The organism is Ruegeria sp. BI7 (assembly GCF_056537925.1).
This window is the reverse complement of sequence record NZ_JBQFSK010000001.1, coordinates 404037-428110: the sequence shown is the minus strand read 5'-3', so window position 1 is coordinate 428110 and position 24074 is coordinate 404037. Positions and strand designations below refer to the sequence as shown.

Sequence of the window (24074 nt, the reverse complement as noted above, 5' to 3'; positions counted from 1 at the left end):
TTCTGGAAAAGACCAATCATACAAACTTCGCCATAGGTATCGGTCGCGATCAACCAGAATCCTAGCCAATTGGGTTCGAACTGCTCGTTCTCAGCCAGTAGAGCCGCGATGTCGGCTTTCGTTTGAGCCTTGCCGTCGTAGAGATATCGCCGAACTTCGGGCAGATTTGGAAATATCTCCAAGAAACTCGCATCGGCTTTGCTCAACGGTCGTAACCGCCAGCAATGAAATAGGTGCAAAGGTTGCATCAGTTTCTCTTGGTTTCGGTCGAGCTTAAAATGGTGCGCGCATGTTTAGAGCGCGCATCATTCACTTAGGATGTCGCCTTGGGCAGCGCAGGATCACTACCCCATTCTGCCCATGAGCGGTGGTACACCCGCACGCGCGGGAAGCCCAAAAGGCGCAGCGCGACGTAGCTGTGGGCAGATGCGCGGCCATTTTCTCAAACTCCCGTGGCACCGATCCTTGCAGTCTTACATGGGCATCATGCCCCGCCCGCAAGTTCGGACACTTGTAGTCCTCATGTTTCGTGAGCATCGCCCAAATCTGCCGAGCCATTTTGTTGGCCAGCGCGATCTCGACCAGCATTTTCGGCTTGCGCGCCAACATGCGTGACAGCCAGCTACCTGTCATCGCCCACGGCCCGAAGAAGACATCTGGCAGACCGCTTGGATGCTGCGGTCGCACCCGCAAAGCAGCCGTTCGCAGTAGCTGCTCGAACTCAGCAGTGACAGAGGGCTGGATCGCGGACAAACAAGACCTTCAATCCATGATTCTGAACGTCCGCTCTCCTATTCCTGAGCGTGTAAGTGTTTCGCCCATTCCTTACTGAAGTCTCCGAGTGAGCAGAGATGATCATAGAGGTGTTGTCCCAGATCAGTCGACGCATATCCTTCGGCAACGCGATGAACAAATCCCGCCGCTTGAAGCTCTTTCAGTCGAGTGTTGAGTGCCGCAGGTGAGATTGATTCGCATTTTTCTTGCAACTTTCGGAATGTGCATGGGCCAGCCTCGCTCAGCGTCCAAAGGACTCCCATAGCCCAGTGCCGTCCAAGCAGGTCGAACAGAGCCATAATGGGCGCGCCGCTTTTTGAGCCACGGACAGGCTGACCTGGTATCGGTATCTTAGTCACTTGCTATACTTTCTGTATCTTCTATATTGCTATGCAATTTGTAGCAACCCGAACCAGCATTGCCAATGACCAAGACAGACACTTACGAAATCCGTGATGATCGGTTCAAACGCAGCATCAAACTGGATGAGCCGGTCGACCAAATCTGGACAGGCGGTAAATGGACCGAAGGACCGGTGTATTCTCCGACGTTCAGATGCCTGATCTGGAGCGACATTCCCAATGATCGACGGCTCCGCTGGGACGAATTGACCGGAACAGTCGGAGACATCCGCTCAGGCCTCGGATGCTACACGAATGGCTCAACGCTCGACCGGCAAGGGCGGATCGTGGCTTGCGAGCATGGGACGCGCAGTGTCACCCGGATAGAGCATGATGGGTCGGTTACGACTCTGGCCAGTCACTTCGAGGGAAAGCTGTTCAACAGCCCCAACGATGTTGTGGTGCGATCAGATGACACGATCTGGTTCAGTGACCCAGCCTACGGAATCGAGTCTGACTACGAAGGGTTTCAGGCAGACCCAGAGCTTGACGGTGAACATGTTTATCGTCTCGATCCAGCCACAGGCGATGTCACACAAGTGACTACTGACTTCGCCTGCCCGAATGGACTTGCATTTTCGCTAGACGAGCAAACGCTGTATATCGCTGACAGTGGTGGCACGCGTTATGCAAGCGGAGAGCATCATATCCGCGCGTTCTCCGTTGGTGCAGACGGCAAGCTCTCAGGCGGGGATGTCTTTGCTGAATGCGAAGAAGGCGTCTTTGACGGGTTTCGGCTCGATACCCAAGGCCGTATCTGGACGAGCGCAAAAGACGGCGTTCATTGTTACCACCCGGATGGCACGCTGCTGGGCAAGATTTTCGTACCAGAAGAGGTCTCGAATGTTTGCTTTGGCGGGCCGAAACGCAATCGCCTGTTCATCACCGCCTCCACAAGCGTATATGCGGTCCTTCTGCCAACAACTGGCGCTTTGCTGTTCTGATGCCAAAAACCTTTATGCTGAAGGCCCGCACAGGCCGCGCGTTTCGTCTTGTGCAAGGCGCACAATTGAGAGTTGCCAATACCTTCGGCTCTCGGGTAATCGACGCGTGGGCGTTTATGGCGGATGACATCGCCGAGTTCATTCGATGGAACATACCTGCGTCCATTCCGCCACTCCGACGCCGGTGAAGGGAACGATTTTTCGGTCTAACCGTCGGTGTCTCATGCTGGAATTTAACGAAGACGCGTCACCTGGTGTCCATGATTGGTTCTTCGCCGCCTGCGATCAGGCCCACTATGAAATGCTAGTTTTCAAGGGGCGCACGGGAATTGCATCGACAATCTCAGGCAAGCGATAGCGGGACTTGGATACCCAAATGATCATGTGCCCTGTCCACTGAACCTGTTCGATAACGCGCCGCTCCTTGACGGAGACACCGCAATCCATCCGCCCGTGAGCCGACCCGGCGACTTTATTGAGCTTACGGCGTTGGCCGATCTAATCATATGCTTGTCAGCATGCCCTCAGGATTTGGCTGACAAGAATGGAACCGAGCGCGAGCCGAGAGATGCCCAGGTTTCGATTATCTGACAGGAGTTTTGCGCTGAAGCCGATATTGCCGCAGCTTACACCATCACGCACATTGGGCTCAGAGCGGTCTTTGCCATATTCCGTAGGACATTGAGCCAGTTCTGGCGACTTCATGGTCTGCTCTGCGGACAAAATCTGCCGTTTAAACGTAGCATGTAAAGTCCGCCTTCGAACCTGGAGTTCGAATACGGGGATGTCGAATCAAGAAATTGGCTAAAACTGTCTGCCAATCCAAAAAGAAGGTTTACTACTACATTCGCTGTCGTTTCGTATCTTTAGCGACTTAAGCCACTCAAGTAGGCGCAGGACACAACCACCTGCCTCACACACCTTGAGCTGTGACAAGTTGGAAATGTAGAACCTGTTCATTTCATCAGGTTCTACTTTCCATAAATTGGCTAACGGTCAGGCAAGCTCACGCGCAATGTGACGTGCTTGGGCCTGAGCTGAGGCGACCGAAGCTTTGTGACGCTCGTCAGCGAATTCCTGGTACTCGGCCGCAGCTTCGAACATGCGTTCTGCGCCGAGGTACTTGCGCAATGTGCTGATATGCGCAGAAAGGTGACCCGAGTCATTGCGAATCCCACCGTCCTCAAAGCCGAATTCGCCAGCCGATGTCAGCAGCACCAGGGTTTTGCCGGACATGATCGGTTCCAGAGGGAAGTCGCCGCGCGCCAAATCAAACGTAAACGTCTTGTTGATCCGGATGATCTGATCAAACCAAGCCTTCAGCGCTGCGGGCATGCCGTAATTGTACATGGGCGTCGAAATCAGAAGGATGTCGGAGCGGTCGAGCTCGTCAATCAGCGTGTCAGACAAACTGACCAAAGCGCTCTGTTCAGGAGTGCGTTCCTCTTCTGCTGTAAAGACGGACGCGATCCAATCGTTGGAAATGAAATCTGGCGGGGTCATTCCGACGTCACGCACAATTATTTCAACGTCGGGATCAACCGTTTTCCACTCTTCCACGAAATTGTCCGCCAAAGCGCGGGAAATGGAGTTATAGGCCGCAACAGGGTTGTCGGTGTGGCGCACGCTGGCGTCAATTCTCAGGATTGTGGTCATCTTGTCACCTAGTCAGTTTGCAATGGACCATTCAAAGGTGAAGCCAGTGACGCGCAGGTACAAATGAAGAGAATTCTGAATGGAGTGAAATGACCTCAGCCATCTCTAATCGCTGAAAAAATCTTCTCCAGATAAGACGCCGTCGCAAGTACATCCGCGTCCCTGTTTGCGCCGCCGCTCAAGGATAGGCTGACCCCCGGTCTCCGTTCTCCAAATGGAATGGAAATTGTTGGCGCATTGAGGAAAGCAGCTTTCATCGATACCGACAGGATAAGGGCGTTTTCCCGTGCAAAGACCCCTTTATCGCGGGTCACAGCCAGAACCGACGGCGGGTACGACGGCAATGTCGGGTAAAGCAGCATCTTCCCTGCCAGTTCCCTGCCAAAGTCCGGGATGAGGGCCCGCCGGATTTCGAGCAATGCCTGCAGATCTTTGCCAAGGATTGAAGCCGCCTGAGCAAGCCGATCCTGCACATTTGGGTCCAGTCTGGCCTGCTGGTCTCCGACCAAACTTGGCAGAAGACGAAAGGCTTCGGCACTCACCAGCGTTCCGCAGGTTTGGAAGACCTCCGTGACACGAGTGAAACTTCGGATATCAACTCTTTCCAATTCGATGCCATGCTCGGACAAATGCTGCTGGGCCTGTTCGTACATAGCCTTGATTTCCGGGGTGAATCCCACCAGGGCATCTTCCCTCAGGCACAGAATTTGACGGCGGGCGTGCCCGGTTTCTTTGCAATCCGACAAAGCGCGATCCACAGCGCAAATCTGACTGACGTTTAAAGCGAGTGAGCCTGGCGTATCCATAGAAGGCGCCAGAGGCAAAATCCCGGCGCTTTCATAGCGGTCCATAGTTGGGCGAAACCCCACCAGGCCCTGACAGGCGGCCGGAATGCGCACGGAGCCGGAGGTATCTGTGCCCAATGCGATGTCGGCCAAGCCCAAGGCAACGGCTGACGCCGATCCGCTCGAGGAACCTCCAGGCACCATTGTGCTATCCAAAGCATTCAGAGGGGTGCCGAAATGCGGATTAACTCCGAGCCCGGAGAAGGCCAATTCCGACATGTTCACATGGCCCAGAATGATCGCGCCCGCAGAACGGAGCCTGGCCACGATCGGAGCGTCATTGTCTGCTGGTTGAGGATCGATGGCCAAAGACCCCGCATGACTTCTGAGAGTTTGCACGTCGATATTGGCCTTCACCGCAAGAAACTGGCCGTCCAACGGGCCAAGCTGCTTCCCTGCGGCCTGCCGCGCGGCGGCGGATCGGGCATCCTGCAACAGGCTATCTGGCGCAATGCTAAGGAATACCTCGCGCTGCGCGTCGAGCGAATCCAGGAAGTCGCGCGTCCGTTGAAGGATATTCATGCCGTCAGAACCGGAGCCTGATAATAGGGCAGCTCTTCAATCCGTACGCTTTGCCGGTCTGCCTTATATTGCGTGCGCACGTGCTGTGCGATCTCTCCGAGAGTAGCGAACCAGACGTCACCCCTGTTCAAGATAGATTCCATCCAGTCTTCCACCTGCCGCCACCGCGCCAAACGCCCGGTCAGGAAGGGATGCCAGATACCAATCCAGAAGCCACCTTCTTCGTATTGGGCTTCGAATTCCTCCCAAAATGGGGTCAGCCCGGCGCGTGGCCCGGCGACGGGCATCATGTAACCAATTTCCTCATAGTGGGCGAATTGCGGCCAGTCGTCGGTCCCCCAATGCGATGGAAGTTCGACCAAAGTCCGGCCGCCGGATCGCATGAGGTATGGCACATCATCCGCCATCAGCGAACTGTCATAGTCGAATTCATGCTTGTTCAGCAGGTCGATGACGGCTTGCGTCACATTGTAAACCGGTGCGCGATAGCCTTTTGGCACATTTCCCAGAACCCGCTTATGCGACTCCAGCGCGCGTTCGAACCAATAGGCTTGTTCAGACGCGCTGTGGTTTGTCGGGTCTTCGTGCAAATAGCCATGATGGCCGATTTCATGACCATCTTTCAGGATGGCTTGCATAGCATCTGGATATTGCTCCACGACCCATCCGGGGGCGAAGAAGGACTGTTTCAGCCCGAGACGTTTGTAGGTTTCTAGAATCCGAGGGATGGCAACCGTCGGCCCGTAGCGCCCCATGGAGATCGGATAGAGGCGATCATGCCCATCGACCGGCCTTGCGATATGGATCAGGCTGTCCGCATCGATATCAAAGGTGATCGCACAGGCGCATCGCGCGCCATTTGGCCAGATTATTTTCTTCTGCATGGTCTTGCTCCTCTGTCACAATTGCTGGGCGTTGTTCGTCAGCCAATCGTCATACCAGCGCTGCAATGCGGATTTGACGGCGGCATATTCACTAGCGCTCAGCCTTTGATCCGCGGCGCGCTGCATGCCGTCGGTGATGTTTTGAAGAATTTTCTTTTCGTCGCACTTTTTGGCTTCGCCGTGCGAAACGGCCAGTTGTCCGCCGGTGAAGACGCTATGGATATCCGTGGATTTTGCCGAGCTGACCAACAGCTCAACCGGATCAATGCCGGGGTCCAGCCAGGGACCTTCAAGACGGTCCAGGCGCAGGATCACAAAGTCGGCGCGTTTGCCGACGGACAGGCTTCCGATGCTGTGATCCATTCCCATCAAACGCGCGCCACCTAAAGTGGCCATGTCGAAAACATCCTTCGCGGTCAGACTAGGGTTCGCCCGATCACTCGACCAATAAAGGCTTTGCGCCAGACGCATTTCGCCGAACATATCGTCATCGCCTGCCAGGCTGGTCCCATCCATCCCCAGTGCTAGGTTGATACCCATCCGCTTCATCAATGGCGCGGGTGCAATGCCGGAGCGCAGCCGCAAATTGGAGCTAGGATTGCACACTAAATGCGCGCGCGCCTCAGCCACTCGCGCCACATCTTTTTCGTCCGCCCAGACCATATGCGCCAAAGACAAGCCGTCAGTGAGCAAGCCAGCTTTGCCCAATTCTGCGATGGCACCCTGAAAACTCCAGGCTGTAGCCGACAGGTGCTGCAGCCGAGACTCCTCGGCATGGGTGTGAATGCGCTGGCCGCTTTCGCGAACCTCCGTGGCGATGTCGCGCAGGGTCTCTCGGCCCGTCCAATGCGGTGCCGTGGGGCCAAACCACACATCAGCGCATTCATAAGCCGCGTATTCGCCATGCATCCGGGACAGAAGCCGCGCAAAGCTTTGCGGTTCAATACGAGTGCGCGCAACGTGCTGGCGTTGCAGTTTGCATCGCAGAACTTCGGGCAAGGTGGTCAGAAACGACTGGCTTTGCCCATATGGATGCACAAGCTGGTTGTGCCATCTCTCGCCCGGCGCGATGGCACAGGACAGGCCAAGCCCATCATATACGGCGATTTTGTCCCTTACCTTCGCTTCGGCAAGAGCCGCGGTCTGACCTGCGGTGCAGGCATCCACAACAGCCGTTACCCCATTCTTCAGCAAGCGCATTGCCGCGTATTCGGTGGCGAGGCGCGGCGCAACTTCGGCTGCGCCAGCGGAGGCGAAAATCCAAGGCTCTAACAGGTCATCCCGTATCCCTTGGTTGATCAGGTTCACCCCATAGCAATGGTGATGCGCATTCACAAACCCGGGCAGGATCGCCGTGTTTGTGTTCGAGTGCACCCTTGCGCTGGGATAACGTGACTTCAATACGGCCAGAGGCGCCAAGCCACCTATTCTGCCGTCTAAAACATAAAGCGCGAAGTCGTTGTGACTGTGAAAGGCATCTTCGATGATCCAGCGGGCAGAAAATATGTCGCCACCATCAGCCGTCATGAACAACAAATTCCAGTGCGCTCGGCTTGCCTTCGTCCCCGTTGACTGGAGTGATATCCTGCGGGCAGGCCGACATAACGACGTAGACTGGCATCTCAGCTTTGAAGGTCATGCTGTCCCCCGGCTTTGACACTGGCGCAGCCCAGGCAAGGCTGCCATCAGGGTGAACTGGTACGTTCATCCACAGGTTGAAGGGTGCTGGCATATGTGGTGCTTTTTTCCCGATAGCAAGCAAGGCCTGCCTCAAGTTGTCGGCGCAATTGTCGTGGTAATCAGTGACGCCCATTTGCTTGTACCGGTTGGCATCGCAAGCGGCGATCGTTGTGTCATGAACACCCGGCGATGTGTCTTGGGTCAGCGTCAGAAGAGGATTGCGCAGATTGCTGACCAACCTGTCACCGATCTTTGGGAAAACAGACAGAAGATCCGTATGCACATGCGGCATGGACAAATATTCATGCAGCTCTGCCGCATTGAACGCCCAGAAATCGCAGACTTGCCAGCCGGTCGGATTGGTGATGGTCAAAGTTTGTCCGGCTGTCAAACGCACCGCGACACCACAACGTGCTGGCACTGTATACCGTTCTGCAATGACCGGGACGCCGTCGCTAGAGACCGTGCTGTCCAGAGTTTGATTGAAACCATCGGGTTGGGAAGGGTCAAAACTATGCATGCGCAAGAACTCCTGATTAGGGGTTCAGAAACGCATGCTTCTCGGCAATTTAGAAATGACAAAAATTCAAGCGACGGATTAGATCGTTGCAGACGCGCTATTCTTCAAAAAACCTTTGACCGACGACGCTGTCGCGAAACTCATCTGCTTGGTCCAATAGCCATTCCCGGAACACACGTACGCGTGCACGATTGGCGTAAGTTTCCGGGCAGACGAGAAAATAGCTCTTGTTCTTCAATGCCGCGTCAAAGGGGGCGACCAGCATATTGCGTTCCAGAAAACGCGCGGCGGCCAAAAGGCTGACCAGGGCCACACCATGACCATCGCTTGCCGTCAGCAAGCAGATGTGTTCCTCGGAATAGGTGACATAGGGCTCGACGTCACTAGTTTGTAAGCCAGCCGCGTCCATCCATCGCGCCCAACTCGGATCCGCATCAGAAAACCCGCTCCATTGGTATTCGATCAGACGAGACTTCAGAAGATCTTCGGGGGAACCCAGTGACTTCGCCTTTTCCACGCTACAGACAGGGGCCACCCAGTCATTCAAGACCCAAGCCACATTGCTGTCAGGATAATCGCCAAAGCCATACCGAATAGCCACATCCACATCGCTGGATTTGAAATCCACCAGTTGATCACTAGACAGAACCCTTACCGAGATATCCGGGTATTTCTCGTAAAAGCCTCGCAGCCGCGGGCTAAGCCAATTGGCGGCAAAAGACCCGGTTGTTGAGATTGTCAATGTGCCCGCAAGATCGTCTTCCTCCAGCGCGAGAGAGGCGGCTTCAATGTTCTTGAAGGCTTCAATGATGTGGGGCGCGTAGTTGGCCCCATCCTCCGTCAGTTTCAAGGCGCGGGTCAGCCGGTGAAACAGGGGCACCCCAAGTTGATCCTCCAGCGATTTGATCTGATGGGAAATGGCAGTCGGAGTGACGCATAGTTCATCGGCGGCATCCTTGAAACTCAGATGCCGGCAGGCCGCTTCGAAGGCCTGAATGCTTTTCAACGACGGTATCTTCGCCATGACGCGCGGCTTTGCTCTCCTGATGCGATGCTAATTCGTCGCTTCACTCTAACCCGATTGCCAGCTCACATGTGGGCGAATTTCTCAGCTGTGAGGTGAAAACATCTAATTTGAGAAGATAGGGCATTCTCTCTTGAAGGTGCTGTCAGACTAATTCGAACTAGTCTCAGTTTGCCTCGGAAACCGCGAACCTATCCGGAAAATAGTTGACGCCACTCGCTAAGAGCGGCGGCGCGGGTCAGCTTGAAGGTATCTCTGGTTGCGAGCGATCTTTCCTGGTTGAAGTGGTTGTAGACGGAGGAGTGGACGGAAGCGAATTTCTGTAAACTTCGCATGCGCCTGAACCGTTGCATCGCGCATTCGCGTCGTCGGAAAGGAAGGTGTGAATTCTCGACGCGGTTGTTGAGCCACCTGCCCGTCCGCTGCTTTTCGGCAGCACCCAGTTCTCTGAGCGCGGCTCTGTATGAGGCGAAGCGATCCGTGACGACGGTTTCCGCTTTGCCGTGTCGCTTCATTAACTTCTTGAGGAATTTCACTGCAGCCTGCTTGTTTCGGCGTTTGGTAACAACGACTTCCAGTACCTCGCCTTCGTGATCAACAGCCTGCCAAAGATAATGCCGCTTGCCATTCACCTTCACGAAAACCTCGTCCACGTGCTACTTCCATTTGGAGAACGCGCGCAGTTGCTGAACACGCTTCCGTTTGATCTCAGCAGCAAACATTGGGTCAAACCTGTTCCACCAATACCGGACAGTTTCGTGCCTCACGTCGATGCCTCGCTCGTGCAACAGATCTTCGACATTCCGAAGCGAGAGCGGGAAACGGATGTACAGCATCACCGCAAGATGGATGACCTCTGGGCTGGTTTTGAAATACTTGAAAGAGGCAGGATTAGTCATGGGCAAAAGCTACGCAACACCCCTGCCCCGCTCAACCCAAGTTCTTCTGACAAGACCACTGCAAGCTCTATGAATGTCAGCCACTGTCTACGGCCGACGTCCGCGACGGGGTGCCTGAGTGACCGGATCGCGGACCTTGTTGACATTCGCCGCGCCTGCAATCTGTTGAGCAAGGCAAGGGTTAAGGCCACGCAAACAGACATTCGCTGCTAGAGCAGCACTAGGACTTAGTGACGGCGGCAATGCACTGGAAGCGGACTTTTAAATCAAAGATGCAGTGTTTTGGAGCCTTGGACAGCAGCTATGCGGACAAATCGGTCATTCTCGTTTCTTGAAACCTACACAAATCAAAATTCGACATTCATTGAGGTCTCGACTGCATGTACACCTATACCTACGACAATGCCCGCAAAGATAAGCCCTACAAATGCGTTGATAACCGCCAAAGCCCGGCTCGCGGGTTTCTCCGGCCTAATGTCACCGTAGCCAACCGTAGTTGCGTTTATGAAGGCATGGTAAAGGCTCGGTCCGGTCGACCAGCCTTCGATCCGACCAATTGATATCCCCAGCATGCACACCAAAACCAACAAGAACACAAGTATCGGTGACAGGTAGATCAGGTCCCAAAGGAAAACTGACAAAAACATGCAAATATAGCTTGCGTCGCAACCCATGGCGATACTCTGCCTCACTGCCAGTTGGGGCCTAATTGAATACCAGTGTTTTAACAGGAAGCAGAATGGCCTGTGCACGCAAGACAATTGCATTTGCTATACCCATGCCATCCACAATCCTTGCGATGAGGGCAGACAGGCCCGTGATCTCACCAGCGTCGATTTCCTTTGCTCGGCTCGTATAAGCAACGCCAACGCACGCACTACCGGGCGGGATGCTATCAAGATACCGTGGAAAAATAGGTGCTAGGAACGCTGTAACTGTACCGGGTCGCGCTCGATCCTGTTGATCCAGCAGCGCATCCCCCGGTCGGAATTGCCCTGCAGCAATCGCCTCCTGCACGTCGTCCACAACCATTGGTATTATGGTCAGCGGTTTAGATGCACAGGTAATTTCCACCAGCATACCCGGCTTTAGCACACTTGCAGAAATCTGACCAAAAGCCGCGATAAAGCGTCCCTGTCCCGTGACATCGGGTACCAAAATCCCGGCGGGGCGTAGAATTGGATTAACGATATCACCCGGCTTTAGTAGGAACTGCGTTACCGTCCCATCCACCTCTGCAAACACAGTGGATTTTGATATCTCGTTCTCAGCCTCTCTCAAAACCGCACGTGCAGTTTCAAGCTGTGCGGGGAGAAGAGTGGTTTGGCGCAATTTAGCACCATCCAGAGAGGCAATTGCGGCCGCACGCTGGCTTTCCGCGCCGGACACTGCTGTTTGCAAGCGTTCCAGTTCCTGCTCACTAACAACGGTGTTGTTTCGTTCCGCAAGCTCCAGACGTCGCTCCAAATCGCTCGTAGCCTGAGCAAGGTCAGCTTCCGTCGCCTCAACCCGAGCGTTGGCGCTCGCGACTTCCGTTGCGGTCAGGCCCAAAGTCGCCTCAATCTCTTCGATACGACGTTGAGCCGTTTTCGCTGCTGCCTCCTGCCGTATGGTATCCAGTCGGAAAATGGCCTCGCCAGCTAAAACGTCTTCATTATTGGCAACGTAGACTTCCGCGACCCGCCCCGCACGATCCGACAGAATGGTAACCGTGCGAAACGCAGCAGAGACATTCCGCGTTGAGGGGTGAAAATAGAAGATCACCGTGATCAGCGTCACGGCCAGTATTGCACAGGCAGTCAAACCCCACCGCAATTCATACCAGACATTGAACAGGGTTATTTCGTGGCCCCACCGCTTGCCTTGCTTGTAGCGGCGATACAGATAGTCCGGCACGATTGTAATCAGCGCAGAGAAGACTAACTCAAGCATCGTGGCTCTCCGAGACGTCTACTTCGTGCTTGAGTGGAAAGATTTCATGCAAAGGCACGGCGGCGATCAGAATTGCCGCGATCCAAAAGGCGTTGTTCAGAGTGAAGAGGGAGATCAACCCAAGCACGCCGACTAACTGCATTTGTACCTTATGAGCACCGGCGGCCATGCGGTCGGGAATGGCTTGTACGGTGAAGTAGAGCGCACCAAAACCCAGCAGCACTATGACTAGAACCAACCCAACAACGATCAGAAAACCGTCTGTCTCCCCCGGGGGTGTTACCCAAAAAGGGAGTCTTGCCATCGCCTCATCAGAAATAGAACTGTTCACCTGTCCCCCCGCATCCAAGTGATCACCTTCAAATATAACTGATTGAAATCAAGAAAACCAATTTGTCTTGTGGCTTTGATTTTTTTGAACGCATCATGGCAAACTTGGCTAAACCACTAGGCTTTGAAACTGGGGTGCAGATCAAATACCGGGAATATATTCAGATTATTGTTGGGTCCGCTCTGGGGTCGTAGCTGCCGAATGCATCCGCAGCATTCAACTGGCACGGTAATGGCCGCTCAGAGCTCGGAGCAGACGTTCGGCAGAATTCAGCGAATATCTGCTGAGCGGACAAAGCGGACGTTCGAACTCAGCCACAAGAACAATTCCCACGCAACTGGCAAACTGGGTCAATGCTGTGATCAGAACCTGACCCTAAACGCCAGTCCAACCAATGGCGCAGTATCGTAGCTCTGGCGACTTATTTCTGCTCCATTCGCATCATCTAGCGTCAGGCGGCCATCAAATTCTGCGCCTGCGAATACGCTCAATGAAACTCCAGGATTTGGGTTGTAACCAACGGAAAGTACGACGGGGACACTCTTGTCTTCGCCCACCCCGTCCGGCGCGAGACCTTCCCCATCCAACCTGAATCGAATTCTCTCCGATCGTGCGGTTAAGGAAAGGTCTATGGTCTCAGTCAACGTGTAGCTCAGCGTCAACCCGGGGCCTTGTGTTGCTCCAATCCCTGAGCCAGTGTTCAAGTTCCAGCGATCATTTAGGTCCCAATCAATCAGTAGGGCCGGAAAAAAATCGGCACCGCCATCGTCAAATTGAGAGAACGCGCCAAAGGCCGGTCCTATCGTCAGGCGCTCGTTAAGTTGCCAAGCAATACCCGCGAAAACACCGTAGGTCCTACCATCAGATGCGGAAGCTCCACTTTGATAATCCCACCTGATCTGTGGTGACACAAAAACTGTTGCTGTATCGCTCGCACGAAATCGCATGGGAACAGCAACGCGCAAGTCACGAATGTTCTCCCATGGCTGATTGTTCGATTGACTAAAGCTATAATCCAGCTTGCCGAAGCTGGTTGAAAGCCCAATGGAGTTTCCTCCTTCCAGATTGTAAAGTGCGGTAGCGCGTAGAAATGTTCGGCTTGCTGAGAATTCGCCACCGTCACTCAAATCCGCGTCCCCTTGAAACGCAGCAAGCCCATCAACCTGATACGCCCAACCTAGCCGAGGCTGCGCAGCTGAAGGTAACGCTGCAAATCCTAGAGAAGTAGCTCCAAAGCAGCACGTTAGAAAAAGGTTTTTCATTTGGCATTTCCCACGTGACGCTGATTCCTTTTGGGTTGCCATTCCTGAACGAGCGTTTCAAGCCCAATAAAATCTGCTCTGCGGGCCAAAGCAGCCATATTGTTTCAGTAGCTTGGTAACGCACAGGCCTCTAAATTGTTGAACATTACAGCGAAAACAATGGCCTCCTGGCGACTCCACTCACTTGCGTCTCCAGGAGGCAACCAGACGAGTCTGGTGAATGCGCGAGCAACAGAGGTAATACAAATTTGCCACGCATTCGAATACTTGAATCTAAAATGCAACAATTCAAGTAATTTTACGCGCGCCAAAAAGTTTACTCTCGCGCGCTTGAGAATTTCTTGTTTGTTTCAACCTACACATCCGCGTCAGAAAACGTGGCTGCGCTGTGCAAATGGCGGGTGACGAACTTTGACTGTAGCGAACAGAATTTGCGCTCATGCCAACTTGATTGACTACCAGCGGCTAGCGCACATTCGACATAGTCTGGCTAGTCCCATGGTCAGATTATTTCCCCGCGTTGCCCATCATCCCAGATAAAGGTGACGCGGGGAACTTTGATCCATCCTTCGATCAGTACCGTAACAACAACACCCCAAAAGTACGGCCCGCGTTGTTCACTTGGTTTCCCTCCGAACGATGCGGGTCATTTTTGAAGATGGGGGTGTAATGAGTTTCCGTTATCCAGAGTGACCGACCGGACCTTCCAATTCTGGTTCGGTCGGTGGTGCATCAAGTGCCTTTCGAAAGATCACCTTGTCGTCGCCATCGGCCCAAAAATCGCGGATACTCGAAGGTTGGTTCGAGTTGGAGTGTCTGAAATGGGTTCGGAGCGGTCATTCGATCCGATCTGACGAACGGCTGCCATGCGGACATTGCCGACAAAAAAACAAAACTAAAACTCTGGTTTACGATAGGATAAACCGTTGCCTAGACAGCCAGTTTTTGATTTCAACCTCGTTCAAGCGCTCTTGGTTTTTTGCGCTACCCACTTAATCTTCAGGGATACTTGAACCGAAGAACTCGAACTTTCGAGTGCTACCCACTGTGATCGGTTTCTCGTTGGCAAAAAGACTGCTATCAAATGAGAACGAATTATCGGTTCCGGTCATCTGAATGTGAGAATAAATGCGCTTAGCTCTTTTCATTCTCTTGCCGATTATGTTTATCGGGTTGCTTGTTTTTCTGATCTTTGGCTTGAAACCGCCCAACAGTATTAAGCTGGCTGCTGGCATAAGCGGCGGCGGATATTGGCAAGTTGGACAACTCTACAAAGCAGAACTTGCACGTGACGGCATTCAGGTAATTTTAGTAGAAACCGAGGGGTCCGTTGAGAACATTCAGAAACTCGTTTCTGGCGAAGTGGATGCCGCATTTATTCAAGGCGGCCTCGAACTACCTCAGGACGAAAACTTACAGTCTCTGGGCGCCATTTTTCTTGAACCCATGGTGGTGTTCCGCGGAAAGTCTAGTCCAGTCGGGGCTAATGCAGGAGAATGGGGAGACATACGCTTAGCTGCAGGATCTAAGGCGTCCGGTACTCGCGCCGCCGCTTTAGCGCTAATTGAGGCCGCTGGGTTGCAAAATGTCGGCATAAACCTCGTCGATGTCGGGGGAAATGATGCGATAAAGGCGTTATATGCCAACGAAGCGGATGCGGCGTTGTTTGTCGCTCCACTCGATGCACCTTACCTTATGGATGCGATCTTTGATCCAGAAATTATTTTTGTCCCTATGGCTTTGGTCGACGCACTTGCATTGAAACTTTCCGGAGCGAATTCGGTAACCGTACCGGCAGGATCAATCACACTCGACCCTCCGAGACCACCAGAGGATGTTAAGATCTTAGCATTACGAGCTTCACTTATCGCCGCATCCGATCTGCACCCTGCTGTAACCGATAGGTTAGTGAATGCAGCAAAGAACATTCATAGCGAACCAAATATTTTGCAAAGTGCGCGCGAGTATCCAAACACGGCTTCGCCACCTGTACCATTAAACAAAATTGCCACAGAACTCATAAACTCTGGGCCAAACTTTTTGCACGGCGTGTTGCCATATTGGATCGCAGCGCAGTTCGGCAGCGTACTGTTATTGCTGTTGCCTTTGTTGTTCTTATTGCCGTTTCTGCGGATCGTCCCATCCGGTTACGTGTGGTTTCAAAAGCGTCGCGTCTGGCGTTTTTATCAGCGCATCGCTGCGCTTGAGGAGGAACTCAGCAAGGCACAGACCTCAACTGAGGTAGAAGAGGTCGCCAAAAATATCGAAGAAGTGGACACCGCCCTTGCAAATCTGAATCTGCCTCTCGCATACCGCCAGGGAGCATATGATGCACGTTTGCACATAGATCTAATTCGACAGGAGATTGCGCGTCGTCGAACTGCCAAAATTGATGGAACCACAACGTTCTCAAGCAAACCAAGGTAGAAGACAATTTTGATTTAAGACTTCGGTACAGTCGTGTGCTTTAGTTGTTGCGTGAGCAGTGCTTTGGGCTCGCAGCCATCGTTAGTAGAGTTTTCTTTAACGGCAGCTATGCTAGGCGAATATAGTTCAGATTATGCGTCATAGTTACTTGTATTGAGCGTTGTAAGCTCTGAACAAAATATGAGGTTAGGAAATGTTCCGTTTAGCATCTATTCTGACTATCGCGCTTGCGGCTGGTGCACACGCCGAGGACGTCCCAAACACTCAACCGGGCGACAGAGAGTATTCCCCTTACCCACAACAAGACTTTCCCAATCAGGTCTTTTTCGGCGACACTCACTTGCATACCTCTTACTCTGCCGATGCCGGTATGATCGGGAATGTACTTGGCCCTGACGAAGCGTACAGGTTTGCCAAAGGCGAAGTCGTTACATCCAGCACCGGTGTCGAAGCTAGGTTGCGCCGACCACTAGATTTTCTGGTCGTTGCCGATCACGCTGAGAACTTGGGTCTCGCGCCGCTGTTGGCAGCCAAAGATGCCACCCTGCTCTCCACAGAGTTTGGACAACAACTTAATGCGGCTGTCGAGGCCGGTGATCCTGTTGGCGCATGGTCGATTTGGAGCCAAGCCAAATCCACTGGCACAGACCCATTGGCGGATTATCTGGAGATTTACCAAACAGCGTGGAGCAACATTACCTCTGCCGCTGAGGCACACAATCAACCGGGTTTGTTTACTGCGCTTATCGGGTTCGAGTGGACCTCAAATCCACAGCGGAACAACCTGCACAGGAATGTCATTTTCAACGGTGGCAAAGAGGGCGCTGACAAGATCATCCCGTTCTCAAACTTTGATAGCTTCGACCCCGAAGACCTTTGGGCATGGATGGAACAAGCAGAAGAGACAACAGGCCAAAAGCTGCTCGCGATCCCACACAATGGCAATTTGTCCAACGGGTTGATGTTCGACGAAGTGCGCTTGTCCGGCGAACCGTTCGATGTTGAGTATTTCAAACAGCGTGCCAAGTGGGAACCGATCTACGAAATCACGCAAATGAAAGGTGACGGCGAAGCACATCCCATGCTGTCACCAGACGATGAATTTGCTGACTTCGAAACGTGGGACAAAGGACAACTTGGACCAGAGCCCAAGACACCGGAGATGCTTCCACGCGAGTATGCGCGGGCAGCATTGCGGCGGGGGCTTGGATACGAGGCGGAAACAGGGACAAACCCTTTCAAATTTGGCGTGATCGGTTCAACCGATGCTCATACATCGCTGTCTACGGTTGGCGAGGACAATTTCTTCGGGAAAGTCGCGGCTGTTGAACCTACTGCTGACCCGATCCGATTTGAAGAAGTCGTCGGCGGCATTGGTGGTGACGAGAGTGTTGCCCAATATGCATGGCAGACTTCGGCGTCGGGTTTGGCGGCCGTTTGGGCAAGGGAAAACACCCGCGAGGCCATTTGGGATGCTTTTGCTCGGAAGGAAGTCTATGCGACCACGGGGCCGCACATGCGTATTCGCGTTTTTGCGGGGTACGTATTTGATGTAACCGACCTGCCACGTGCGGATTTTACCGCGTATGGATATGAAAATGGCGTCCCGATGGGGGCGGATTTGCCAGCGGATAGTGACGGTCGGTCTCCGCGCCTTCTCATCCGTGCGCTCCGTGACCCTGATGGGGCCAACCTCGACCGTATTCAGATTGTCAAAGGCTGGCTGAACAGTGACGGCACAACGTCGGAACGTGTTTATGATGTTGCTTGTGGCGGGCGTGAACTTGTAAACGCGGCGTGTGACGGCCCGGTTGGCAATACGGTGGATGTAGAAAACGCGTCTTGGACAAATGACATCGGCCAGGCAATTCTCGCCGGATATTGGGAAGACCCGAACTTCGACCCGACGCAAAGCGCGTTTTACTATGTCAGAGTGCTGGCCATACCAACGCCGCGTTGGACGACATACGATGCAAGGATGTTCGGAACGGAGATCCCAGACGAAGCACCGCTTTCGCTACAGGAAAGAGCCTACACATCACCAATTTGGTACACACCTCAGGGATGAGTGATATTAGGTTAAGACTAAAAATCACTTAGTCTGCTCTGGGCTCATTGCCGCAATCGGGTGCAGCACAGCATTTACGTGATGGTGCTGTCAGACGAATTCGAACCAGTCTCTATTAGGCCAGTGACGCTGTCCTTTATCCAGCACCAAGTTCGCGCCACTCGGCAAGAGCGGCGCTTCGTGTCAACTTGAAGGAGTCTCGGCTGGCTAGCGATCTTTCCTGGTTAAAGTGGTTGTATACGGAGGAATGGACGGAGGCGAATTTCTGTAGACTTCGCATGCGCCTGAAACGTTGCATCGCGCGTTCGCGTCGTCGAAACGGCAGGTGCGAGTTCTCGACGCGGTTGTAGAGCCACCTGCCCGACTGCTGTTTTTCGGCAGCACCAAGCTCTCTGAAAGCGGCCCGATACGATGCGAAGCGATCCGTGACGACGTTTTCCTGTCGACCGTGCCGCTTCATCAATTTCTTGAGGAATTTAAGTGCTGCAGCTTTGTTTCGGCGTTTGGTGACAACGGCTTCCAGCACCTCGCCTTCGTGATCAACAGCCCGCCAAAGATAATGCCGCTTGCCATTCACCTTCACGAAAACCTCGTCCACGTGCCACTTCCATTTGGAGTATGCTCTCAATTGCTGCACCCGCTTCCGCCTGATTTCAGAAGCAAACATTGGGCCAAACCTGTTTCACCAATATCGGACAGTTTCATGGCTCACGTCGATGCCTCGTTCATGAAGCAGATCTTCGACATTCCGAAGAGAGAGTGGAAACCGAATATACAGCATTACCGCAAGACGGATGATTTCGGGACTGGTTTTGAAGTACTTGAAGGAGGCAGGATTGTTCATGGGCAAAAGCTACGCAACACCCCTGCCCCGCTCAATCCAAGTTCTTCTGACAAGACCATCCTCAGTGCGGAGGCAAGGCAAATCAATCCGAAGGAACATTTTTGTATATCTCGCCGTTTTTGATGATCACCGAAAGGTTGTCGTCCGGTTTTGCTAGAAGAAATACATTTTGCGTGGGATCTCCATCCACAAGAATGACGTCGGCATATGCACCTTCCTCAATTACGCCCAGCGCATGATCTGGATAGGGGTTTCGGGCACCAGACAATGCCAGAAGCTGAGCCGCATTCGTTGTCGCCTGCTCCATAATTTCAACCGGAGTGAACCACTTTTGGCGCAGGATGAATTCTTGCGGCGCGTTGGCAAAGTTCGCAGGTGTGCCGTAGATATCGGTACTGTGCGTAACTGTTACGTTGTACTTTTTTGCAAGCGTGAACATTTGATCAAGACCGGCATAGGTCTTGTTTAGCTGCTCGATCTGCTCGTCATCAAAGTACGGCAACTTCTGTGTATAGGCGAAAGTCTGAGCCGACAGGAAAGCGCCTTTGTCGGCCATGAGCTTCATAGTTTCTTCTGAGATCAAGTTGCCGTGCTCAATGGATTTCACACCTGCAAGTAAACTAGCCTGTATACTGCGATCATTGTATGCGTGCACCATCACATAGGTGCCAAAGTTCTCGGCTACTTCGACAACCGCACTGATTTCTTCATTGGTGTATTCCTGGACGTCCACAGGGTCGTGCAAGCCGCTTACAGAACCGCTCACCAGCATTTTCACTTGTGACGCACCTTTACGGAACGCATCCCTGGCGCCCCGCATCACTTCTGCTTTGCCATCTGCAATGTATGCCAGGCTCATAGTCTCGGTTTCATCTGGATATCCACCTTTTTGTGGCGTCGGGTTGTCCAGGTTGCGAAAGTCTCCGTGCCCGCCGGTTTGCGTGATGGCTGCGCCACTGGGATAGATACGTGGGCCGGTTGCCAAATGCTCATCGATTGCACGTTTGACGCCCATCTATGGCCCAGCGGCCTCACGTATTGTCGTGACACCATTCATCAGTACACGCTCGGCGTTTTGTTCGGCCAGAAATGCCAGATAGAAAAGATCGGTGTCCTTCAGCTCATTGGGCGACAGGGTGTCCATGATGTGAACATGGGTATCGATCAGGCCGGGTATCAGAGTTTTGCCTTTGGCGTCGATAACCTCAGCACCCTCTGGTGCCGTGATTTCTGGCGCTATGAATTTGATAGCATTGCCTTCAATCAGAATGTCCATCGGACCCGAAGCGGCATTCATGCCCGCAGTCCAGTAGCTGGCGTTGTCGATCAAGATCGAAGTTTGCTCTTGTTGCGCTTTCAGCGGGGATGCAACCGGTAGTGCGGTTCCCAGCAGCGCGGTAAAAAGACCAATTGAACGCTTCATAGAAGTATTCCTTGTATGTTGAGCTACGACTTGCACCAAGGGCTATTTAGCCCTCGGTTTTACCGGTTTGACAACAAGAAGGATTCAGTGGCGCAGGGCTTCACTGAATTTGACGTTGAATGAAGCGCTGTCCCAGGGGTCGAGCATGATGCGTACGATGTTCACGCCTTTGGGCTCACTCAGTTGTTCAAGCACATCGGCCATCTCTTTTTCAGTGCGGGCAACATAGCCCTTGGTGTTCACTCCCTTGACACCTCCGAACGCGGACCCGAGTTCTTCGTAGTTCCAGACAGGCGTGTTGTTGTAGCTGCGTTCCTTGCCGGGATAGATCTGGCGCTCGGCACCGTAGCCGCTGTTGTCGAGTACAAAGATTACCGTATCGATATCGTATTTGATTAGGGTGGAAACTTCCTGTGCGGTCATATGGAATGCGCCGTCACCTGAGATCATGTAAGTACGCCGACCTTCGGCTTCCTTGGCAAATACACCGCCCGTGAACATTCCGAAACCTGCACCCAGTGATCCCCAGTTGCCGACACCGTAGATGTCCATGCCAATCGGGAATTCAGCCTGCGAGCCGTTGATGTAGCCACCGGTGTCGCCAAAAAAGACATCGCCTTCTTTCGCGTAGTTTGAGAACTGAACGAACAGCCGGTCGATGGTCAGAGGTGCGTCGGTCGGCTCAAAGGCGTCTGAGCGTTGGAAGCAGAAGCGGCTGTCGTCCTTGCCCACCATCAAGTCACCCGGTTCGATGGATTGGACCGCACTGATCAGGGCCGGCAGGAAGTCCCGCAGATAAACCTTGTCGAACACAGTGCCATCAACTGTCACCAGATCGAAGTCGACCCAGATGTTATGCTGATCAGTGCCCATATTGCCGGTAAAGACGCCGGTGTCGAACTCATTGAAGGACATTCCCAGTGCAATCGACACATCGGCACTTTCCACCGCTTTAAGTGTCGCGTCATTCGACATTGCACCCATATACAGGCCGACGGCATTGGGATGGCCTTCAAAGTCCGAGATCTTGCCGACAAAGGTCGTTGCCACTCCGGCATTCAATCCTTCGACAAGGGCTTTTGCGGGTTCGATCAGCTTTTCGCGTTGCAGCAAATGGCCTGTTACGACAGTGCGGGTCCGGCACTCTTTCAATACGGCAACAGCGGCGTCAACGGCTGCCTTTAACCCGTCATCCGACGACTGGTGCATCATCAGGTCCAGTGCCTGGTTGGCCACCGGAATTTTCGCGGTCTGGATGTCGTATGGGATTTCCAGATAGATCGGCTTTTTCGATTGATAGGACAGACGCAGAATATCATCGATTTCCTGCGCGGCGGCTTCTGCGGACATCAGACGGTGCGCAGCAACGGTGATGGGCGCAAAGGCTTTGAGGTAAGCGTCGAAGTCCTGACCCATCACGTGGTGCAGCTTCCGGCGCGATGGGGTTGTGATCACTTCGACACTGGGTGCACCGGCAATGACGACCATGGGAGTGTCGTCGGCATAGGCCCCACCGACAGCGTTTGCCGTGCTAAGGGATCCAACCCCGAACGTTACAGCCATCGCGCCAAAGCCGGAAAGCTTGGCGTAGCCGTCTGCGGCATAAGCCCCATTCAGTTCGTTACACACCAGAACGTGCTTGGAGTCGTGGTCACCGTCGATCAATTCGTCGAACAGTGGCAGGACATAGTCGCCGGGGATGCCAAAAACGTGGTTGGCGCCCAGTTCGGCCATGCGGTTAAAGAGGTAGGTAGAAACGGTTGTTGTTTGAGTAGTCATTGGTCTTTCTCCGAGGTTGAAAGCGCTAGCACCATGCTTGCGTCTTGACGGAGAAGTAGGGTCCATGTTTGATTCTATATAGACGAATATCTGATCTCTTAGAGGTCATTTTTGATCCCTAAGAGGAGCTCTGACCAATGTCCCAACCTGATCTGGAAGATTTACGCCTGTTCCTCATTGTAGTGGATCACGGGTCTATTGCAGCAGCGGCCAGAGCGGATGGGACACCCAAGCCCAGCATCAGCCGCCGAATGGCCAATCTGGAAGCGGCGGTAGGAGAGAAGCTGTTTGATCGCGGGGCCAATCGACTTTCCCTAACCCCACGCGGCGACGAATTGAACGCACGCCTCCGGCCGGCAATGCAGAGTGTTGTGCAGGCCTTGAGCGAATTGGACGACTGGCATTCGGACTACGCAGGGCTGCTAAACATGCACGTTCCCGCCAGCTTGTTGCAAATGGGTGTACGTCAAACGATCAATGCCTTCTTAGAGTCGCACCCAAACACGCAGTTTAATTTGGCGCTCAACAATCAACCTATTCAACGTCTGGACACCGATACACATTTAGCACTGGTTATCGGCGGACTACCTGACAGCGACCTGATCGCTGCGAGAGTAGGACAGACTCGCCGTATTCTAGTCGCGTCGCCGAAGTACGTGGGGGCGCATTCCAACATTGCGCATCCTGACCAACTCAGCGACCATGTCGTGATCGCACCCGGCCCACACGTGCCACTCATTTTGCGTCATGAAGACGGCAGGAACTGGACCCAACCGTTTGAACCGCATCTTGCAATTGATGATGTTCGTGACGTCACAAACGAAGCCATTGTTGGCCGCGGCGTGGCAATCTCTACAACAGTTGCCGCCGCTAGGGATTTGGCAGATGGCAGCCTAAACCAGTTACTACAGGACTGGCAGGAACAACCGATGCCAATATCCATTCTATACAGAGACAATCGTTTGCAGTCTCGCCTTGAAAGGGACTTTATCAAAGTGCTGCGTGCGGAGATAAATAAGTCTTTGAAAATCCACTTCTAGTCGTTGGTCGGTGCTGTCAGACAAATGCGAACCAGTCTCAGTTTGCCGCGGAAACCGCGAACCTATCCGGAACAAAGTTGACGCCACTCGCTAAGAGCGGCGGTGCGTGTCAGCTTGAAGGTGTCTCGGCTGGCTAGCGATCTTTCCTGGTTGAAGTGGTTGTAGACGGAAGAATGGACGGAGGCGAATTTCTGCAAACTTCGCATGCGCCTGAAACGGTGCATGGCGCGTTCGCGTCGTCGAAACGGCAGGTGCGAATTCTCAACGCGGTTGTTTAGCCACCTGCCCATCTGCTGTTTTTCCGTAGCGCCGAGCTCTCTGAGAGCAGCCCGATACGACGCGAAGCAATCTGTGACGATCTCGACCGCCGTGCCGTGTCGCTTCATCAATTTCTTAAGGAATTTCAGTACTGCAGCTTTGTTTCGGCGTTTGGTGACAACGGCTTCCAGCACCTCGCCTTCATGATCTACGGCCCGCCAGAGGTAGTATCTTTTGCCATTCACCTTCACGAAAACTTCGTCCACATGCCACTTCCATTTCGAAAATACCCGCAGTTGCTGGACTCGCTTCCGCCTTATCTCAGCAGCAAAAATCAGGCCAAACCTGTTCCACCAATACCGGACAGTTTCGTGGCTCACGTCGATACCTCGCTCGTGCAGCAGATCTTCGACATTCCGAAGCGAGAGCGGGAATCGGATGTACAGCATCACCGCTAAGCGGATGATCTCGGGACTGGTTTTGATGTACTTAAAAGAGGCAGGTCTGGTCATGGGCAAAAGCTACGAAAGCCCCCTGCCCGTCTCAACCCAAGTTCTTCTG

Annotated in this window: 19 protein-coding genes and 5 pseudogenes; 7 read left to right on the top strand and 17 right to left on the bottom strand. The window is 53.4% G+C overall.

The features are described 5' to 3' along the window. Nucleotides 1-504: 504 nt before the first annotated feature. Both ACR0JB_RS02165 and ACR0JB_RS02160 read right to left on the bottom strand, forming a co-directional pair. A pseudogene (locus tag ACR0JB_RS02165) lies at nt 505-636 on the bottom strand (IS110 family transposase); the annotation flags it as partial. A gap of 155 nt (nt 637-791) precedes the next feature. Then, nucleotides 792-1073: a winged helix-turn-helix transcriptional regulator gene (locus ACR0JB_RS02160; protein WP_170393397.1), complete on the bottom strand. Its 282-nt coding sequence runs from the start codon at nt 1071-1073 to the stop codon at nt 792-794. Nucleotides 1074-1198: 125 nt separating this feature from the next. On the opposite strand from ACR0JB_RS02160, the gene ACR0JB_RS02155 reads away from it, so the two are divergent. The 3 genes and pseudogenes from ACR0JB_RS02155 to ACR0JB_RS02145 all read left to right on the top strand — a co-directional run. Next, entirely contained in the window at nt 1199-2119 is a 921-nt protein-coding gene (locus ACR0JB_RS02155) for an SMP-30/gluconolactonase/LRE family protein (RefSeq protein WP_170393395.1), read from the top strand. A 145-nt stretch (nt 2120-2264) separates the two neighbouring features. Next, on the top strand, nt 2265-2477 hold the full coding sequence (locus ACR0JB_RS02150) for a DUF1989 domain-containing protein (RefSeq protein WP_170393391.1): 213 nt from the start codon (nt 2265-2267) through the stop codon (nt 2475-2477). Continuing rightward, nucleotides 2450-2710 (top strand): annotated as a pseudogene (locus ACR0JB_RS02145) (DUF1989 domain-containing protein); the annotation flags it as partial. The gene ACR0JB_RS02150 and the pseudogene ACR0JB_RS02145, both read left to right, overlap by 28 nt. A gap of 405 nt (nt 2711-3115) precedes the next feature. On the opposite strand, the gene ACR0JB_RS02140 reads toward ACR0JB_RS02145, so the two are convergent. From ACR0JB_RS02140 to ACR0JB_RS02090, 11 genes and pseudogenes are all read right to left on the bottom strand, one after another. After that, a complete protein-coding gene (locus ACR0JB_RS02140; protein WP_170393389.1) occupies nt 3116-3775 on the bottom strand; it encodes an FMN-dependent NADH-azoreductase in 660 nt (219 codons plus the stop codon). A gap of 95 nt (nt 3776-3870) precedes the next feature. Beyond that, nucleotides 3871-5142, bottom strand: coding sequence for an amidase family protein (locus tag ACR0JB_RS02135; RefSeq protein WP_170507871.1), 1272 nt, complete (start codon nt 5140-5142; stop codon nt 3871-3873). Next, the gene (locus tag ACR0JB_RS02130; protein ID WP_170507870.1) at nt 5139-6026 is read right to left on the bottom strand and encodes a polysaccharide deacetylase family protein; all 888 of its coding nucleotides are present in this window, start codon (nt 6024-6026) and stop codon (nt 5139-5141) included. Before ACR0JB_RS02130 ends, ACR0JB_RS02135 begins: the two co-directional genes overlap by 4 nt. A 15-nt stretch (nt 6027-6041) precedes the next feature. After that, on the bottom strand, nt 6042-7553 hold the full coding sequence (locus ACR0JB_RS02125; protein WP_480789648.1) for an amidohydrolase family protein: 1512 nt from the start codon (nt 7551-7553) through the stop codon (nt 6042-6044). Then, nucleotides 7543-8226 carry a DUF1989 domain-containing protein gene (locus tag ACR0JB_RS02120; protein WP_170507867.1) on the bottom strand — a complete coding sequence of 228 codons (684 nt, stop codon included), beginning with the start codon at nt 8224-8226 and terminating at the stop codon, nt 7543-7545. Before ACR0JB_RS02120 ends, ACR0JB_RS02125 begins: the two co-directional genes overlap by 11 nt. A 97-nt stretch (nt 8227-8323) precedes the next feature. After that, nucleotides 8324-9250, bottom strand: coding sequence for a transcriptional regulator GcvA (gcvA, locus tag ACR0JB_RS02115; RefSeq protein WP_170507865.1), 927 nt, complete (start codon nt 9248-9250; stop codon nt 8324-8326). 191 nt (nt 9251-9441) lie between these two features. After that, a pseudogene (locus tag ACR0JB_RS02110) lies at nt 9442-10149 on the bottom strand (IS6 family transposase). A gap of 347 nt (nt 10150-10496) precedes the next feature. Then, a complete protein-coding gene (locus ACR0JB_RS02105) occupies nt 10497-10796 on the bottom strand; it encodes a potassium channel family protein (RefSeq protein WP_170400172.1) in 300 nt (99 codons plus the stop codon). 58 nt (nt 10797-10854) lie between these two features. Next, nucleotides 10855-12081 (bottom strand): HlyD family secretion protein, encoded by a 1227-nt coding sequence (locus ACR0JB_RS02100; RefSeq protein ID WP_170400170.1) that lies wholly within the window; start codon nt 12079-12081, stop codon nt 10855-10857. Beyond that, a complete protein-coding gene (locus tag ACR0JB_RS02095; protein WP_170400168.1) occupies nt 12074-12412 on the bottom strand; it encodes a hypothetical protein in 339 nt (112 codons plus the stop codon). The genes ACR0JB_RS02100 and ACR0JB_RS02095 overlap by 8 nt, the downstream gene beginning before the upstream one ends. A 362-nt stretch (nt 12413-12774) precedes the next feature. Further along, nucleotides 12775-13674 (bottom strand): hypothetical protein, encoded by a 900-nt coding sequence (locus ACR0JB_RS02090; RefSeq protein ID WP_254437509.1) that lies wholly within the window; start codon nt 13672-13674, stop codon nt 12775-12777. A gap of 1128 nt (nt 13675-14802) precedes the next feature. Between ACR0JB_RS02090 and ACR0JB_RS02085 the strand changes: the two genes are divergently transcribed. Then, on the top strand, nt 14803-16101 hold the full coding sequence (locus tag ACR0JB_RS02085) for a TAXI family TRAP transporter solute-binding subunit (protein WP_170400166.1): 1299 nt from the start codon (nt 14803-14805) through the stop codon (nt 16099-16101). Between the two features lie 193 nt (nt 16102-16294). Beyond that, entirely contained in the window at nt 16295-18169 is a 1875-nt protein-coding gene (locus ACR0JB_RS02080) for a DUF3604 domain-containing protein (RefSeq protein ID WP_170507863.1), read from the top strand. Between the two features lie 136 nt (nt 18170-18305). Here the strand turns inward: ACR0JB_RS02080 and ACR0JB_RS02075 are convergent. Beyond that, nucleotides 18306-18965: pseudogene (locus ACR0JB_RS02075) on the bottom strand (IS6 family transposase). Here ACR0JB_RS02075 and ACR0JB_RS02070 point away from each other — a divergent pair. Next, nucleotides 18873-19136, top strand: a complete 264-nt coding sequence (locus ACR0JB_RS02070) for a hypothetical protein (RefSeq protein ID WP_254437387.1) — start codon at nt 18873-18875, stop codon at nt 19134-19136. The pseudogene ACR0JB_RS02075 and the gene ACR0JB_RS02070 overlap by 93 nt on opposite strands. Here ACR0JB_RS02070 and ACR0JB_RS02065 read toward each other — a convergent pair. Continuing rightward, a pseudogene (locus ACR0JB_RS02065) lies at nt 19096-20289 on the bottom strand (metal-dependent hydrolase family protein). The gene ACR0JB_RS02070 and the pseudogene ACR0JB_RS02065 overlap by 41 nt on opposite strands. A gap of 231 nt (nt 20290-20520) precedes the next feature. Next, nucleotides 20521-22215 carry a thiamine pyrophosphate-binding protein gene (locus ACR0JB_RS02060; protein WP_480789647.1) on the bottom strand — a complete coding sequence of 565 codons (1695 nt, stop codon included), beginning with the start codon at nt 22213-22215 and terminating at the stop codon, nt 20521-20523. Nucleotides 22216-22352: 137 nt separating this feature from the next. Between ACR0JB_RS02060 and ACR0JB_RS02055 the strand changes: the two genes are divergently transcribed. Continuing rightward, nucleotides 22353-23255, top strand: a complete 903-nt coding sequence (locus tag ACR0JB_RS02055; protein ID WP_170395814.1) for a LysR family transcriptional regulator — start codon at nt 22353-22355, stop codon at nt 23253-23255. Nucleotides 23256-23317: 62 nt separating this feature from the next. Here ACR0JB_RS02055 and ACR0JB_RS02050 read toward each other — a convergent pair whose 3' ends face one another. Next, the gene (locus ACR0JB_RS02050; RefSeq protein ID WP_170504792.1) at nt 23318-24025 is read right to left on the bottom strand and encodes an IS6 family transposase; all 708 of its coding nucleotides are present in this window, start codon (nt 24023-24025) and stop codon (nt 23318-23320) included. Nucleotides 24026-24074 lie beyond the last annotated feature (49 nt).